Genomic DNA, 15,902 nt, shown 5'->3' with positions numbered 1-15,902 from the left:
CGCGCTGTGCTTAGTGTGCGACGTGCACGTTGTGAAACTGCAGTGCCGCCAGGTTCGCGTAGACGCCGCCTAGTGCGACCAGGGAGGCGTGGGTGCCGGTTTCGACGATACGTCCGTCTTCCATCACGATGATCCGGTCGGCGCGTTGCACCGTGGCCAGCCGGTGCGCGATGATCAGGGTGGTGCGGCCGACCATGGCCGCTTCGAGCGCGCTTTGCACCAGGCGCTCGGATTCGGCGTCAAGCGCGCTGGTGGCTTCGTCGAGCAGCAGCAGGGGCGGGTTCTTGAGCAGCGCGCGGGCGATGGCAATGCGCTGCCGCTGGCCGCCCGACAGGCGCACGCCGCGTTCCCCCAGGAAGGACTTGTAGCCCTGCGGCAGGCGCTCGATGAATTCGTGCGCGGCCGCCATTTTGGCCACGGCGATGACTTCGGCATCGGTGGCGTCGGCGCGGCCGTAGCGGATGTTTTCCATGGCGTCGGCCGAGAAGATGATCGTGTCCTGCGGGACGATGCCGATCGCGCTGCGCAGCGTGTGCAGGTCGAGGTCGCGGATGTCGACGCCGTCGAGTGTAATCGCGCCTGCCTGCGGATCGTAAAAGCGCAGCAGCAGTTGGAACAGGGTGCTCTTGCCGGCGCCGGATGGTCCGACCACGGCTACGGTTTCGCCCGGGCGCACGGACAAGGACAGGTGCGCCAGCGCAGCGGTCTCGGGGCGCGAGGGGTAGGAGAAGCTCACATCGCGCAGCGCCACCGCGGCGCCGATCGATCCGCGCGGCGGCAGCGCCTTGGGATGGACGGGATCCTGGATGTCCGAGCTCACGGCCAGCAGTTCGAGCAGGCGTTCCGCGGCGCCGGCGGCGCGCTGGGCTTCGCCCATGACTTCCGACAGCGCGCCGATGGCGCCGGCGACGATCGATGCGTACAGGATGAACTGGCCAAGGTCGCCGCCGGTCATCGATCCGGTCAGCACTGCGTGCGCGCCGAGCCACAGCACGAACACGATGGCCCCGAATACCAGGACGATCGCGATCAGGGTCAGGAGCGCGCGTGCCCGGATGCGCCGCAGCGCGGTCCGGAACGCGCCTTCGACCGAACTCTTGAAGCGGTTCGCCTCCAGGTGCTCGTGGGTGAACGCCTGCACGGTGGGCATGGCGTTGAGAATTTCGCCAGCCAGCGCCGAGGCGTCGGCAATCCGGTCCTGCGAGTCGCGCGAGAGTGTGCGCACGCGCCGCCCGAACAGGACGATCGGCACCACCACCAGCACCAACAGGCCAATGATGATCGCCGAGAGTGTGGGACTGGTCACGAACAGCATGGCCAGGCCGCCAACGAACAGCAGGGTGTTGCGCAGCGCGAGCGAGATGCTGGTGCCGACCACGGTCTGGATCAGGGTGGTGTCGGTGGTCAGGCGCGAGAGCACTTCGCCGGTCTGGGTGGTTTCGAAGAATTCCGGGCTCTGGTTGACGACGTGGCGGTAGACGCTGCTGCGGATGTCGGCGGTGACGCGCTCGCCCAGCCACGACACGGTGTAAAAGCGCGCGGCGGTCGCGATCGCCAGCACCGCCGCCACCGCGAACAATGCGAGGAAGGTCTGGTTCACGTGCTGGATGCTCTTGATGCCGGCCGAGGCGCCGAAGCCCAGGTCGATCATCTGCTTGAACGCGTAGGGGATCGCGAGGGTGGCGGCGGCCGCCACTACCAGCGCGATGCCGGCGAAGGCGAACTGTCGGCCGTAGGGCCGCAGGAACGGGAGCAGGCCCTTGAGTGCGGCAAGCGTACCCTGGCGGGCGGCTGCCGAGCCGTTATTGCTGGTGGCGCGGTTGGTCATCGTGTCAATGCTTGTTGTTCTGGGTGATTCACAGTTTCATCGGGTCGACGTAGCCGGTGAGCTCGAGGTAGCCGTGCCCCGCCGGGACGCCGTCGCGCGCGACCCGCACCGCGCCTTCCCAGTACACGGCGCCGGTCGAACGGCGCGAGTCGAGTTCCTGGTCCTGCTGCAGGGGCTGGATCCGCCAGCGCGTGGCGCCTGTCGTGATCGTGGTGGCCACCGGGTAAACGGCTTCGGTTCGCGGCGACTTCCATTGCGCCTGCGGTGCGAAGCTGACATCGTCCGGCGCATATTGCGTCACTTTTCCCGACGCGTCGCGCACAGTTGCGTGCGCCCACAGTTTACCACCTTGTTTCGAACGGATCTGGAAGGCCATGAGCGCGCTGCCGTCGTCGAGATTCGCGCCGATCCAGTCCCAGCCCGCCGCTTGCGGCATCAGGACGGTGCTCGACCATTCGTGGTCGAGCCAGGCGTCGCCGCTGACCTCTATTGGATGCGTGCCGGCGTGCGCGACAGTGCCGCGCACCGCAAGCTGCGGCTGGCTGTAGTAGTAGCTCGCGTATTCCGGACGCGGCCCCTTGCGCGAGTAGCCGTGCTCGCCTTGTATCAGTGGCGGCTGGGTTGGCGCGAGGACCAGGTCGAGCGTGAGCTCGCGCCCGCGCACGCCGACCTGGTAGCGGCCGTCTGCCAGGCGCACCATGGTCCAGTCGCCCGCCCTGATGTCGGTGTCGCCGGTTTTGGCGTACGCCAGTCCGAAGCCTTCGCGCGCGCTGCGCTGGTCGTGCACCAGGCGGCCCACGCCCGGGTCGGACAGGGCCGCGTGGCCGATGATCAGCTGCTTGGGCGCGAACGCGCTCGGGTTGGACTGGTCGATCTCGGGCCGGCTGCGGAAGAACGTGACCTGAAAGCCGAGTGGCTTGCCGCCCTTCGTTTTTAACCAGCCGGTGACGTACCACCATTCGGTGCGAAAGGCGGGGTGCGCGCCGAAGTCGGACGGGAAGTCCAGCGCGTGGACGGGCGTGACCGGCGGATAGACGGGGCCAGCGGCACTGCAAAGCGCGCACGCGAACAGCAGCAGGAGCGCGGACAGGATGCGCATTACCAGTCCTCCCTGACCGCGCGCACCGGGCCGCCGGTCAACGCAAAGCGCCCGGACACCAGCGCGGTGGCGATCGAAGCGGCCACCAGCACCGCGGCGACGGCGGCGAGCAGGGGAAGGGGAAGGTGCAGCTGCATGGTCCAGTGGAACGACTGCGGGTTGATGACGAATACCAGGACCAGGCTGATGACCAGCCCAAGCGCGAAGCCGCAGGCCACGCCCAGCGCGGTCAACAGGCCGCCTTCGAGAGCGAGGATGCGCAGCACCTGGCCGCGTGTGACCCCGACGTGGCGCAGCATGCCGAATTCCTTCGCGCGCGACAGCGTCTGGGCCGAGAAGGTCGCTGCCACGCCGCTCAAGCCGATGGCGATTGCGATCGCTTCGAGCAGGTAGGTCACGGCGAAGCTGCGGTCGAAGATTTTGAGGCTCGCGTCGCGGATTTCGCCCGGGCTCGCGAACTGCAGGGCCGGGCCGAACTGCAGGGCGCGCAGCCGCTGCACCAATTGGTCGACGCTGGTGCCAGGGGCGGTCCAGAGCGCGGCGTCGGTCACTTGCCGTTCGCCGGTCAGAGCGCGATAGTCCGGGAGCCGCACGACCACCGAGCCACTCTGGTTGGCGTAGTCGCGCCACACCCCGGCGACGAAAAACTCGGCGCTCTGGCCGCCCAGCGGAAGGCGCAACGTGTGGCCGACCCGTGCGCCGTACAGGTCCACCATCGCCTCCGATACCCAGGCCGGCCGGGCGCCGTGGGGCACCGTTGCGCCGGCCCCGACCAGGTCGAGCAGCTTGCCGGGATCGTGCGCGTCGATGTCGCGCGCGATCAGCGTGACGTTCGGGCGATCTGCCTCCAGTGACAGCGGCCGGGTGCGCAGGAACCTGGCCTGCGCCACTCCCGGGGTGGCCGCGATCGCAGCCTGTTCGGCCTCGCCCAGTCCCGCAGTATTTCCGCCGCTCGCGGTGCGCAGGTACAGGTCGGCGGGCAGGATGTGCAGCATCCAGTGGTCCACTGAAATTCGAAAGCTCGCCACCATGATGCCCATCGCGACCATCAGGCTGAAGCTGGCCAGCACCCCGCCCAGTCCGATGGCAGCCTGGCCGGGGGCATTGGCCAGGCGCGCGAGCGCGAGCGAGAGTACCGGGTAGTGCCCGGTGCGGCGTTGCAGGGCGCGGTTCATCAGCCGGAACACGTCGCGCGCCAGGCGCGGCATCAGGCCGATGCCGCCGACCAGCAGCAGCGCGATCGCCAGGTAGCCGAACAGGGGCAGCTCGAACACCGGCGGGGCGAAGGTGAACAGCACTGCGACGGCGATCGCCAGCAGAGCGGGCCATGCACGGGCCAGGCCCGCGAGCGCGGATTCGTCGGCGCCAGACTTGAGCGCGATGGCGGGCTTGGCGCGGGCCGCTTCGAGCGCGGGGGCGAGGCAGCCCAGCAGAGCGACGGCCAGGCCGAGTGCAAAGTAAACGGCGGCAGCAAAGGGTGCGAACTGCACGCTGGGGCGCTCGCCGGAAAAATAGCCGGCGCCCAGGTCGCCGCCGAACAGCCGCAGCGCGGCAGCGGCCAGCGCATAGCCGCCGCCGATGCCAAGCAGCGCGCCGACCAGTCCCAGGCTCGCGCCTTCCAGCAGCACTTGACGCAGCAGGCTGCGGCGTTCCATGCCGAGCACGCGCAGCAGCGCGAACTGGCTGCGCCGGCGCAGCACCGCCAGCGCCTGGGTCGAGAACACAAGGAAGGCGCCGGTGAACAGGGCTACCAGCGCGAGCACGGTCAGGTTCACCCGGTAGGCGCGCGAGAGGTGGTTGTTGCGGGTCTCCTGGTCGGCATCGTTGGGCTGGCCGACGTTAAAGCGTCCCGGGTAGTCGCGCTCCAGTTCGCCCGCCAGCTTGCGCTGGAATGCGTCGCGGTTCACCCCTTCCGCCAGCTTGAGGTCGATGCGCGAGAGTTTGCCGAGCTTGTCGAAGCGCCACTGCGCGGCGCCGATGTCCATCACGCCGATGCGCTGGCCGGCGCGCGCGTGCGCCACTGGCCCGGCCACGCGCAGCTCAAAGTCATGTGTGCCGGCGCGCAGCCGCAGCGTATCGCCCGGGCGCTTGCCGGTCCAGGCTTGGGCGGCGGGCGACAGGAACACGGTGTCTTCGCGCAGCACATCGATCTGGCGGCCCTGTCCCGCCACACCGAGCAGGTCAGGCGAGATGCCGGCAGCCCTGAAGGCGTCGAGCCCGATGATCTTGAGGCTGCCTTTCAGGCCCGGGATGGCCGCGTCCACCTCGAGCACCGGCGAGGCCAGTGCTACTGCCTCGTGCCGGGCCAGGCGCGGGTAGACCGATTCGTCGAACAGCGCCTCGCGGCCGGTGACCTGGACGTCGGCCTGTCCGGCGAGGCTTTTGATCGCGGCCGAGAATTCATTGAATGCGGCGGCGTTGATAAGGTGGATGGCAAAGCCCATCGCGACACCCACCGCGATGGCGGCAATCGCGACGACGGCGCGCAGCGGGTGCGCGCGCCATTCGCTCAACAGCAGCCAGCGTGTCAGGGCGCCGAGCGACCGGAACATGGACTCTCCCTGGTTCAAAGAATTTTGCCAGGGTTCATAATGCCGAGCGGGTCGAGAGCGGCCTTGATGGCGCGCATCATGTTCAGCTCGACTTCTGTCTTGTAGCGTGGCAGTTCGTCGCGCTTGAGCGCGCCAATGCCATGCTCCGCCGAAATCGAACCGTCGAATGCGTCGACGCTGTCGTGCACGATTCGGTTGATGGCGTGCTGGTTGGCCAGGAAGTCTTCGTGCGGCACGCCGATTGGTGGCGCCACGTTGTAGTGCAAGTTGCCGTCACCTAGGTGCCCAAAGGTCACGAGCTGGACGCCGGGAAACGCCTTGTGCAACTTGGCGTCGGTGGCCGCGAGAAAGTCGCCAATGCGTGAGATCGGCAGCGAGATGTCATGCTTGATGTTTTTGCCGGCGACGGCCTGCGCCAGCGGGACATGCTCGCGCAGTTGCCACAGGGCTTGCGACTGGGCGATTGACGTGGCCATGACGGCGTCGTCGGCGATGCCCGCGGCGATTGCGCTGGCGATGGCCGTTTCGAGCAGCCTGGCAGCATGCTGCTCGGACTCATTGCTCGATAGTTCGACAAGAACGTACTGCGGATGATGTGTCGCAAACGGCCGTGGCAGTTGCGGGAAATGGCTTGCGACCAGCCGCAGGCAGAAGTCCGACATCAGTTCGAAGCCGGTCAGGCTGGGGCCGCAATCGTCCTGCATCAGCGTGAGCAGTTCCAGCGCGCGCTGCGGGGAACCGACCGCAACCAGGGCGGTGATCGCTGCCTTTGGCTGCGGATAGAGCTTCATCACGGCGCCGGTGATCACGCCCAGCGTGCCTTCGGCCCCGATGAAGAGGTCACGCAGGTCATAGCCGGTATTGTCCTTGCGCAGGCCGCGTAAGCCATCCCAGATGTCGCCGTGCGGGGTGACGGCTTCGATTCCCAGACACAGTTCGCGCGTATTCCCGTAGCGCAGCACCGCGGTGCCGCCGGCATTGGTCGCAAGGTTGCCGCCGATTGTGCAACTGCCTTCTGCCGCCAGCGACAGCGGAAACAGCAGGCCGGCCTCGCGTGCGGCTTGCTGCACGTGGTACAGGATGGCGCCGGCATCGACGGTGATGGTGCGGTTGACGGTGTCGAGTGCGCGAATCCGGTTCAGGCGCTTGAGCGAGAGCACCACCGCTTCTCCGCTCGCGTCCGGCACGCTGCCCAGCACAAGACCGGTCCTGCCGCCTTGCGGCACCAGCGGCACGCGATAGTCCGCGCAAGCCTTGACCAGCCGCGCGACCTCAAAGCTGTCGCCGGGCAGGAGCACAGCGCGTGCCTTGCCGGTGAAGCGTCGGCGCCAGTCGGTGAGGTAGGGCGCCATGTCGTCAAGCGTGGTCAGCACATGCGTGGTGCCGGCAATGTCGCTGCAGCGCCTGAGGAATTCGTCAGTCATGCGGAACTTTGACCTTGTCCAGAAGCTCCTTTGCCATCCGCTTGGCGGCCTGTTTATAGGGGCGCAGATACAGCAGGGCGCAGGCAAAATACACGATCGAGAGCACAATTTCGCCCAACGCCATCATGCGCGAATGCGCGTCCTGGTCGGCATAGGCGCGCACCACGCCTTCTGCGAAATAGAGCAGGATCAGCATCGATGACCACTGCAGTGTGTAGAGCTCGCGCTTGATCACGCCACGCAGCGGGATCAAGAGCGGCAGCGCCTTGAGCGCCAGCAGCCACCCGCCCGGATAGACGGGGGCGATGAAGGCTTCCCACGCGATCAGCCAGCAGATCAGCAGGACCAGGCTCGCGAGGGCGCCGGCATGGAAGTACCTTGCGGTTTGCATCAGCGTGTATTCCCGTGCAGTTTGACAGCTGCGGATGCCAATCGTCTCCCGAGTGCGACCGCGAGCCGCTTTTCATCATCCGTGACCGGCTTGTCGCCGTCGATTCCGGCCCAGTGCGTTGCCCCGTAAGGGCTGCCGCCGCTGGCCGTATTCATCAATTCGGGATGGGTGTAGGGTAGTCCCATCACCAGCATGCCGTGGTGCAGCAGCGGAATCATCATCGACAGCAAGGTTGCCTCCTGGCCGCCATGCAGGCTGCCAGTCGATGTGAATACTACCGCCGGTTTGCCCGAAAGTGTGCCCGATACCCAATCGGTTGCGGTGCCGTCCCAAAAGTATTTCATCGCGGACGCCATATTGCCAAAGCGCGTAGGCGAGCCCAGCGCCAGACCGGCGCATTCGGTCAGGTCCTCCAGTTCGACGTACGGCGAGCCACTGGCCGGCACGTCCGGCGCCACCGCCTCGGCGACGGTGGACACTGCCGGTACCGTGCGCAGCCGTGCCTCGGCACCGGGTACGCTGTCGATGCCTTGCGCAATCAGTTCGGCCAGCTTGCGGGTCGCGCCATGGCGCGAATAATAAAGTACGAGAATTATCAGGTTGGTTGGGTTCATCATTGGTATTATAGGGTGCTTTGCAGAGTGACACGCCCGGGCGCGACCCCATTTTTTCGATCCATGCTATCCAAGACCGTCTCATCGATTTCCCGTTCCACGAGCGAAATGTTCAATGTCAGCGTCGACAAGGTGCGCGGCCTGACATGGGATGAGGTGCGCGACCTGGTGCGCTTCGCGCGGCGCCGCCTGCGCGAGGAGAAGATGCCGCAAGTTGCAGGCAGCCTGACCTTCACCACCACGCTGGCGTTGGTGCCGCTGCTCACCATCGTGCTCGCCATCTTTACGACATTTCCGATCTTCGCCCAGTTCCGCACCGCGCTCGATCACTATTTCGTGCAGACGGTGATGCCCAAGGCGATCTCCAATACGATCCTTTCGAACCTGAACCAGTTCGCGAGCAAGGCCACCGGACTATCGGCGCTCGGTGCGGTGGTGCTGCTGTTCGCGTCGACCGCGATGATGGGCATGATCGAACGCGTGTTCAACCAGATCTGGCGCGTGCGCCGCCCGCGTCCGGTGATGCAGCGGGTGCTGATCTACTGGGCGCTGATCACGCTCGGTCCCTTGCTGTTCGGCCTGTCGCTGACGGTCACATCGCAAATCTTCACCGCCACTGGCTGGCTCGGCAAGCTGCCGGTCATCGGCACAGTGTTCACCACGCTGGTGTCGCTGGGACTGACCACCGGCGCCTACACGCTGCTTTACATGACCGTGCCGAACCGTTACGTCGACTGGCGCGACGCGATGTGGGGCGGGCTGGTCGCTGCAATCGCGTTCGAGATCGCCAAGCGCGTGTTCGGCGTCTTCATCCGCCAGTTTCCGACCTACGCGATCATCTATGGCGCGCTGGCCGCGCTGCCGCTGTTCCTGGTGTGGATTTACGTGTCGTGGATGATCACGCTGGGGGGCGCGGTGCTGGCCGCCGCGCTGCCGGTGGTGAAGTATGAGCGGTGGTGGCATGAGCCGGCGCCGGGTGCAGCGTTCGTCGATGCGATGGCGATCCTCAAGGTGCTGTATGGCTGCGCCCAACTGAGCGGGACTGCGCTGGTGTCGTCGGCAGCGATCCGGGCGCATACCAGGATCGGTTACGACGAGATGAGCAGGCTGCTCGAACAGATGGTGGCGGCCGGCTGGGTGGGGCGGGTGCAGAACGAGGCGTCGGCACGCGCGCGTTGGGGCGTGGGCGGGCGCGAGAGTGCGGATAGCTGGGTGCTGCTGGTTGATCCTGCCAAGATCAAGCTGGCGGATGTGTACCGGCTGTTCGTGTTCGGCGTGGCGGGAGAAGGGCCGACGACAGGGAATGGGCCGGCTTCGCCGCTTGCGCTTGATACGGTCGATCTTGCCCGGCAGGTGGAGGCGACGGTGGAGCGCGGGCTGGGGCAGACGCTGGCCGAGCACTTTGGCGGTAATGAGCAGGTGCCCGAACACTCCGCGCAATCGTACAGCCAGCCGGAGGCGTAGGGTGCGCACTCCGTGCGCACGCGGACGCTAACTTCGCACAGCCGTACCGCGTGCGCACAGGTGCGCACCCTACGATGGTCCGCATTCAGCCACCCTGACATTCCTTATTTTTTCGCGCACGCAAAGCCGTACAGCGCGTCCAGCACGGCGTCCGGCTGCTCTGCCATCATCTGATGCCCAGCGTCGACATGAACGACGCTTGCGTGAGCCATCGCACTGGTGAGCAGCTTGGTAGAACGGGGCGGGGTCATCACGTCACGGGTGCCGAGGATGAACAGTGCCGGGCAGCGCGCTGCCGTAGCAGCCGCCTCGCCGTGAACATACGCGTTACAGGCGGTGAAGTCAGTATAGAACAGGTGCTCAGGATTGAGTTGCGACATCCGCTGCATCAAGCGCTGCGAGCCGCCCATCACTGAAAAACCGGGACCGGGACACGAGGGCTTGGGCGCAATCGTAGAGTGCGACCAGATGTTCACCATGTCGATCGCGCGCGATTCATCGCTGCGCGAAGTCTCGAGCAGCGACTCGGACACCTTCATCGGATAAGTGGTGCCGAGCAGCGCAAGGCCCGTAACCCGATCGGGCGCGCGATGGGAGGCTTCGAGCGCAATCAGCGACCCCATGCTGTGGCCGGCGAGCAGCGCGCGCTCTACGCCTGCCGCGTCCAGCAATGCCAGCAGCCAGTCGGCCATCGCCTCCACGCTTTCGAGTGCCGGACCGCTGCTGCGCCCGTGGCCGGGCAGGTCGAGCGCCAGCACGCCGAATCCATGGTGGGCAAAGTAGCGGGTCTGCAGCGCCCAGACCGAGTGGTCGTTCTGCGCGCCGTGGATGAATACGATTGTGCGCAGCGATGGGTCGAACGGTTTGCCGCCGGTGTAGCAGTAGGTCGTTTTGCCATGTACGTCGAGGATCACGTCAGGCTCCTTTCTGCGCCAGCTTGAGGCTGCGTGCGACGTCTTCGATCAGGTCGTCCGGATCTTCCAGGCCGACCGACAGGCGTATGGTGCCTTCGGTGATGCCCGCGGCCGCCAGTTGGTCGGCGGGCACGCGCAAATGCGTGGTGGAGGCCGGATGGATCACGAGTGACTTGGCATCGCCCACGTTTGCCAGGTGCGAGAACACTTTCAGACTTTCGACGAAGCGCGTGCCGGCCGCGCGGTCTCCCTTGAGGCTGAAGGTAAACACGGCGCCGCAGCCGTTCGGCAGCAGGCGTTTGGCGAGCTCGTAATCTGGATGCGATTCGAGTTCGGGCCAGGTCACCGATTCGACCGCTGGGTGGCTCGCCAGGAATTCGACAACTTTGCGCGCGTTGACGACGTGGCGATCCATGCGCAGCGCGAGCGTTTCGATGCCCTGCAAAATGGCGAACGCGTTATGGGGACTCATGACCGCGCCAAAATCGCGCAGCCCTTCGCGCCGCGCGCGCAATGCGAACGCGCCGACGGTCGATTCCTCGGCAAACACCATGCCGTGAAAGCCTTCGTACGGCTCGCACAGTTCGGCAAAGCGGCCGGTGCGCTGGTACGCGCGCTGCCAGTCGAAGGTGCCACCGTCCACCAGCAGGCCGCCGATCGCGGTGCCGTGACCGCACAGGAACTTGGTCGCGGAGTGGATCACGAGGTCGGCCCCGTGCTCGAACGGCCGCAGCAGATAGGGCGTGGTGAAGGTCGAGTCGAGCATCAGCGGCAGGTCGTGTTCATGCGCGAGTTCGGCCACGCGCGGCACGTCCAGCACTTCCAGGCCAGGATTGCCGAGCGATTCGGCGATCAGCACACGTGTGTTGGGCCGGATCGCCGCGCGCCAGGCGTCCAGGTCGCGCGGGTCGACGAAAGTGGTGTCGATGCCGAAGCGTTTGAGCGTGTAGGCGAGCAGGTTGTGCGAGCCGCCGTACAGCGCACGTGAAGCGACGATGTGCGAACCGGCCCCGGCGATGGTGCACAAGCCCAGGTGCAGCGCGGCCTGGCCACTGGCGGTGGCGATGCCGGCCACGCCGCCTTCCAGCGCGGCGATGCGTTCTTCGAGGACCGCGTTGGTCGGGTTCGAGATGCGCGAGTAGACGTGGCCGGCGCGTTCCATGTTGAACAGCGACGCCGCATGGTCCGAGTCGCGGAAATTGAACGAGGAGGTGAAGTAGATCGGCGTGGCGCGCGCGCCGGTGGCCGGATCGGGAGCGGCGCCAGCGTGCAGCGCCAGGGTGTCGAAACCGGGATATTGTGGTCCGCTCATGGTTGGCTCATCAATAAATCTGCGATGCGCGCATCGTAGCATCTATTCACTATTTCGCCCGCGCCATGTGGGTATGATCTGTCGCAAGGCTGGATTTTCTGTGCGCCTTACGCTAAATTGCCTGATACACAAGCTACATCTTCAAAACGTTTTTTCACCAAACAGGGTGGCCAATCATGAAAGTCTCGGAAATTTTGCAGGTGAAGGGCAACATCCTGTACACCGTAACCCCCGACACGCCGCTGGTCGAGGCGGTCAATACGATGTCCGAAAAGGACATCGGCTCGCTGGTGGTCATGGAATATGGCGACCTGGTGGGCATGCTCACCTTCCGCGAGGTGATCAAGGCGGTGCACGCGAATGGCGGCTCGGTTGGGGCCGGCACCGTGCGCAAGCACATGAACGACAGCCCGATCACGGTTACGCCCGACACCGAAATCAATGAGGTGCGGCGCATGATGCTGGAAAAGCACGCGCGCTACCTGCCGGTGATGAACGCCAAGACGCTGCTGGGAGTGATTTCCTTCTACGACGTGGCGAAGGCGGTGCTGGAAGCGCAAAGCTTCGAGAACCGCATGCTCAAGGCTTACATCCGCGACTGGCCGGCGGAAGAGCAGGCCGAAGACTGAGGGGCAGGGCCCCGCCCGTTCAGGTGCGCGCCGCGTCCTTGGCCAGCCACTCCAGCAGGGCCTGCGGCGCCAGCGGTTGCGCGAACAGGTAGCCCTGGCCCAGCGGGCATCCGAGTTCGTGCAGGATCCTGGCCTGCCGGTCGTCTTCCACCCCTTCCGCCACGATCGACAGTCCGAGGTTGCGCCCAAGCTGGATCACCATCTGCGCGATGCTGCTGCCGCGCGCCGAGCCGGTAATCTCGGTCACGAAGGTGCGGTCGATCTTGAGCCGGTCTACCTGCAACCGCTGCAGGTGCGAGAGCGAGGAGAAGCCGGTGCCGAAGTCGTCGATCGCGATCGAGACGCCGGTACGCTTGATCTCGCCGAGCAGTTCGACCAGCACTTCCGGTTCTTCCATCGCCATCGATTCGGTGATTTCCAGTTCCACGTAACGCGGCGGCGCGCCGGTCTCATCTAACGCGCGGCGCAGCATGGCCAGGAATTGCGGGTGGCGGAACTGCACCTGCGACACGTTAATCGACATCATGAAGTCGGCGTAGCCTGCCGCACGTAGCCGCACCAGTTCGGCGCAGGCCTCGCGCAGCACCCAGGCGCCGATGTCGATGATCAGGCCGGAATACTCGGCGATCGGGATGAAGCGGTCTGGCGGCACCAGGCTGCCGTCTTCGGTGCGCCAGCGCAGCAGCGCTTCGGCACCCTCCGCGCGGCCGTGCGCGAGGCAGACCTGCGGCTGGTACACCAGGAACAGTTCGCCGCGTCGAAAGCCGTTGCGCAGCGCGTGCATCATGTTCACCCGCGTCCGGATCTCCTCGCCCATGCTGCGCGTGAAGTAGAAGTGGCCGCCGCGGCGCTGCGTCTTGGCGCGCTTGAGGGCGATGTCGGCGTCCTTGAGCGCGTCGGCGCCGTTGCCGTCGTGTTCACCAAGCCGCACCAGGCCCAGTGTCGCCGATACCTGCACGTCCTGGCTGTCGATCGTGAATGGCGTGGCGAACAGCGCGTGGATCGCGGCCGGATCGACGGAACGGTCGTCGCCCAGCACGCAGAAGATGTCGCTGCCCACGCGCGCCACGGTCAGGCGCTGATCGAGGCGCGAGACCAGTCGCTGCGCCACCGCGCCCAGCAGCAGATCGCCGAAGTGATGGCCGAGCGCGTCATTGGTTTCGGCGAAGTGGTCGATGTCGACCAGCGACAGCGTGGCGGCGGCGCGGCCTCGGCCGGTCAGGAGCGTGTCCAGCAGTTCCACCAGGCGGGTGCGGTTGGGCAGGCCGGTGAGCGGATCGTGGAACGCCGCCTGGTTCAGGTGCGTGAGCAGTTCGACGTTGTCCAGGCCAACCGCGACGTTGCGCGCGAAGACGTCAAGCAGGCGCCGTTTCAGTTCACCGATCGGCTTGGCCAGTTTGAGGTAAGCGGCGAAGTCGCGTCCGGATTTGCCGGGCAGGTAGAGGGTCGCATGCTGCGATTCGTACAGGCTGCTTCGCTGCTTGAGTGTACGCAGCAGGGGATCGAGCAGGGCCGCGTGCTCGACCTCCAGCATTCTGCCTGCCGACAGGCGGCATGAGCCGGCCGCGGCCAGCGCCTGCAGCCTTCCCTGGGCCGGCGCACATAACACGCCGTCGACCGGTTGACCGATCAGCGCCGCGGCCTGTTCCAGCACCCCGTGCGCAAAGGCTGACAAGCCGTGCAGCGCCATCAGCTCCGTGCTTGCTTGTACGATCTGCTCGAGGCCTGCGCGCCCCCGTTCCAGCATGCGGATCTGCTGGTAGGAGCGGATCGCGGCCGCGACGGCTGTATACAGTTTGGCGCGGGTCAGCTCGGATTTGGTCCGGTAGTCATTGATGTCGTAGCCGCGGATCGCGTCCATTTCCGGCGCGTAGCCGGGCTGGCCGCTGCGCAGGATGATGCGCACGTCGCTGCGCCCGAGCGTCTCGCGCACATGCCGCACCAAATGCAGCCCGGCGTCGGGCTGTTCCATCACCACGTCGAGCAGGATGACGGCCAAATCCGCTTCGTGCTCAAGCTGGGCGCGCGCTTCTTCGGCCGAATACGCATGCACGAATTCGAGCGGGCGGCCGTGCACTTCCAGGCTGTCCAGCGCGAACCGGGTGGTCGAGTGCACGTCGGCGTCGTCGTCGACCACCATGACCCGCCATGCACGGCGGGCGCGAGCGGTGGGCGGTTCCGGCGGCTCGTCGAGAAACAGCAGATCGTCGCGGTCGCCGGACATGGCGCCAAGTGGCGCGCTCGTTGCGGACATGAAAGACAACTCCAAGTATAACGGGGCAGATTTATCGGGGACCAAGTATAGCCGTAATCGCCGGGAATCCAACCGGGAAATTGGCCAAGTGTAAAAAATATAGCCGTAGAGCAACACTTAGTTGCAATGTGTGGAGATTGTTGGTAAATCGCACAAAAACATGGAAAGACAGCGGGCTGGTAGAATGTGTATTTCCCAAATTTGCTTTTTTCTTACCCATGTCCGGCAATTCTTTTGGCAAGCTGTTTTCCGTTACTACTTTTGGCGAGTCGCATGGCCCAGCCATCGGCTGCGTCATTGACGGCTGCCCGCCGGGCCTGACACTGTCCGAAAGCGACATCCAGCCCGAGCTGGACCGCCGCAAGCCGGGCACCTCGCGCCACGTGACCCAGCGCCAGGAACCGGACCAGGTGCAGATCCTGTCCGGCGTATACGAGGGCGTCACCACCGGCACCCCGATCGCGCTGCTGATCCCGAACCAGGACCAGCGCAGCAAGGACTACGGCAACATCGTCGAGACCTTCCGGCCGGGCCACGCCGATTACACCTATTGGCACAAGTACGGCGTGCGCGACCCGCGCGGCGGCGGCCGTTCGTCGGCGCGCCTGACGGCGCCGGTGGTGGGCGCGGGCGCGATTGCCAAGAAGTGGCTGCGCGAGCATTACGGCACCGAATTCATGGGCGGCATGAGCCAGCTTGGCGACATCGAGGTGCCGTTCGAGTCGTGGGAACACGTGCACGCCAATCCGTTCTTCGCGCCGACCTCGGATTGCGCGCTGCTGGCGCGGATGGAAGCGGCGATGGACGAGCTGCGCCGGGCCGGCGATTCCGTCGGCGCGCGCATCGACGTGGTGGCGCGCCGCGTGCCGGTGGGGCTGGGACAGCCGATCTACGACAAGCTCGATGCCGACATTGCGTATGCGATGATGGGGATTAACGCGGTCAAGGGCGTGGAGATTGGCGCCGGCTTCGGCTCGGTGGTGCAAAAGGGATCGGAGCACGGCGACGAGCTGACTCCGGAAGGATTTGTCGGCAATAACGCCGGCGGCGTGCTGGGTGGGATCTCGACGGGGCAGGACATCACGGTGTCGATCGCGATCAAGCCGACATCCTCGATCCGCACGCCGCGCCGCTCGATCGACAAGGCCGGCAATCCGGTGATGGTCGAGACGTTCGGTCGCCATGATCCGTGCGTGGGCATCCGAGCAACGCCGATTGCCGAGGCGATGCTCGCGCTGGTGCTGATGGATCACGCGCTGATGCATCGGGCGCAGTGCGGCGATGTGCGTGTGACGACGCCGAAGATCGCTTGATGCGGCGGGCACCCCACGACAATAGTTAGCCCAAAAACGTCGTCCCCGCGCAGTGAACTGACCCAGAAAAGTTGGACACCAGTTCCAACTTTTCTGGGGTCTTATGAA

At 65.8% G+C, this 15,902-nt stretch carries 12 protein-coding genes; 3 read left to right on the top strand and 9 right to left on the bottom strand.

Annotated elements, in window-relative coordinates; translation table 11 throughout:
- Positions 1-10: 10 nt before the first annotated feature.
- The 6 genes from E4O92_RS08870 to wrbA are packed head-to-tail and all read right to left on the bottom strand — an operon-like array spanning position 11 to position 7,908.
- Positions 11-1,828 carry an ABC transporter transmembrane domain-containing protein gene (locus tag E4O92_RS08870; protein ID WP_135189411.1) on the bottom strand — a complete coding sequence of 606 codons (1,818 nt, stop codon included), beginning with the start codon at positions 1,826-1,828 and terminating at the stop codon, positions 11-13.
- Between the two features lie 28 nt (positions 1,829-1,856).
- Complete coding sequence (locus tag E4O92_RS08865) at positions 1,857-2,927, bottom strand: lipocalin-like domain-containing protein (RefSeq protein ID WP_135189410.1); 1,071 nt, start codon at positions 2,925-2,927, stop codon at positions 1,857-1,859.
- Positions 2,927-5,479 (bottom strand): FtsX-like permease family protein, encoded by a 2,553-nt coding sequence (locus tag E4O92_RS08860; protein ID WP_135189409.1) that lies wholly within the window; start codon positions 5,477-5,479, stop codon positions 2,927-2,929. Before E4O92_RS08860 ends, E4O92_RS08865 begins: the two co-directional genes overlap by 1 nt.
- A 14-nt stretch (positions 5,480-5,493) precedes the next feature.
- Entirely contained in the window at positions 5,494-6,903 is a 1,410-nt protein-coding gene (locus tag E4O92_RS08855; protein ID WP_135189408.1) for an FAD-binding oxidoreductase, read from the bottom strand.
- Complete coding sequence (locus E4O92_RS08850; protein ID WP_135189407.1) at positions 6,896-7,294, bottom strand: DUF2069 domain-containing protein; 399 nt, start codon at positions 7,292-7,294, stop codon at positions 6,896-6,898. The genes E4O92_RS08855 and E4O92_RS08850 overlap by 8 nt, the downstream gene beginning before the upstream one ends.
- A complete protein-coding gene (wrbA, locus tag E4O92_RS08845) occupies positions 7,294-7,908 on the bottom strand; it encodes an NAD(P)H:quinone oxidoreductase (protein ID WP_135189430.1) in 615 nt (204 codons plus the stop codon). The genes E4O92_RS08850 and wrbA overlap by 1 nt, the downstream gene beginning before the upstream one ends.
- Before the next feature lie 108 nt (positions 7,909-8,016).
- Here wrbA and E4O92_RS08840 point away from each other — a divergent pair, with 108 nt between their 5' ends.
- On the top strand, positions 8,017-9,372 hold the full coding sequence (locus tag E4O92_RS08840) for a YihY family inner membrane protein (protein WP_135189406.1): 1,356 nt from the start codon (positions 8,017-8,019) through the stop codon (positions 9,370-9,372).
- Between the two features lie 104 nt (positions 9,373-9,476).
- Here E4O92_RS08840 and E4O92_RS08835 read toward each other — a convergent pair whose 3' ends face one another.
- Complete coding sequence (locus tag E4O92_RS08835) at positions 9,477-10,286, bottom strand: alpha/beta fold hydrolase (RefSeq protein ID WP_135189405.1); 810 nt, start codon at positions 10,284-10,286, stop codon at positions 9,477-9,479.
- 1 nt (position 10,287) lies between these two features.
- Positions 10,288-11,598: an O-acetylhomoserine aminocarboxypropyltransferase gene (locus E4O92_RS08830; RefSeq protein WP_135189404.1), complete on the bottom strand. Its 1,311-nt coding sequence runs from the start codon at positions 11,596-11,598 to the stop codon at positions 10,288-10,290.
- A 176-nt stretch (positions 11,599-11,774) separates the two neighbouring features.
- Here E4O92_RS08830 and E4O92_RS08825 point away from each other — a divergent pair, with 176 nt between their 5' ends.
- Positions 11,775-12,227 (top strand): CBS domain-containing protein, encoded by a 453-nt coding sequence (locus E4O92_RS08825; protein WP_135189403.1) that lies wholly within the window; start codon positions 11,775-11,777, stop codon positions 12,225-12,227.
- A 19-nt stretch (positions 12,228-12,246) separates the two neighbouring features.
- Here the strand turns inward: E4O92_RS08825 and E4O92_RS08820 are convergent, their stop codons facing one another.
- Positions 12,247-14,481 (bottom strand): putative bifunctional diguanylate cyclase/phosphodiesterase, encoded by a 2,235-nt coding sequence (locus tag E4O92_RS08820; protein WP_229483192.1) that lies wholly within the window; start codon positions 14,479-14,481, stop codon positions 12,247-12,249.
- A gap of 218 nt (positions 14,482-14,699) precedes the next feature.
- On the opposite strand from E4O92_RS08820, the gene aroC reads away from it, so the two are divergent.
- A complete protein-coding gene (aroC, locus tag E4O92_RS08815; protein WP_135189402.1) occupies positions 14,700-15,794 on the top strand; it encodes a chorismate synthase in 1,095 nt (364 codons plus the stop codon).
- Positions 15,795-15,902 lie beyond the last annotated feature (108 nt).

The organism is Massilia horti, assembly GCF_004614195.1.
Classification (GTDB): Bacteria; Pseudomonadota; Gammaproteobacteria; order Burkholderiales; family Burkholderiaceae_D; genus Telluria; species Telluria horti.
Note: the sequence above shows the minus strand (reverse complement) of the source record. Positions and strands in the feature narration are given on the sequence as shown.

Excerpts from the sequence above, each read along its gene's own strand:
- wrbA (WP_135189430.1), bottom strand. The coding sequence starts at position 7,908 with ATGAACCCAACCAACCTGATAATTCTCGTACTTTATTATTCGCGCCAT.
- E4O92_RS08860 (WP_135189409.1), bottom strand. The coding sequence starts at position 5,479 with ATGTTCCGGTCGCTCGGCGCCCTGACACGCTGGCTGCTGTTGAGCGAA.
- E4O92_RS08855 (WP_135189408.1), bottom strand. The coding sequence starts at position 6,903 with ATGACTGACGAATTCCTCAGGCGCTGCAGCGACATTGCCGGCACCACG.
- E4O92_RS08850 (WP_135189407.1), bottom strand. The coding sequence starts at position 7,294 with ATGCAAACCGCAAGGTACTTCCATGCCGGCGCCCTCGCGAGCCTGGTC.
- E4O92_RS08840 (WP_135189406.1), top strand. The coding sequence starts at position 8,017 with ATGTTCAATGTCAGCGTCGACAAGGTGCGCGGCCTGACATGGGATGAG.
- E4O92_RS08820 (WP_229483192.1), bottom strand. The coding sequence starts at position 14,481 with ATGTCCGCAACGAGCGCGCCACTTGGCGCCATGTCCGGCGACCGCGAC.
- E4O92_RS08865 (WP_135189410.1), bottom strand. The coding sequence starts at position 2,927 with ATGCGCATCCTGTCCGCGCTCCTGCTGCTGTTCGCGTGCGCGCTTTGC.
- E4O92_RS08830 (WP_135189404.1), bottom strand. The coding sequence starts at position 11,598 with ATGAGCGGACCACAATATCCCGGTTTCGACACCCTGGCGCTGCACGCT.
- aroC (WP_135189402.1), top strand. The coding sequence starts at position 14,700 with ATGTCCGGCAATTCTTTTGGCAAGCTGTTTTCCGTTACTACTTTTGGC.
- E4O92_RS08825 (WP_135189403.1), top strand. The coding sequence starts at position 11,775 with ATGAAAGTCTCGGAAATTTTGCAGGTGAAGGGCAACATCCTGTACACC.
- E4O92_RS08870 (WP_135189411.1), bottom strand. The coding sequence starts at position 1,828 with ATGACCAACCGCGCCACCAGCAATAACGGCTCGGCAGCCGCCCGCCAG.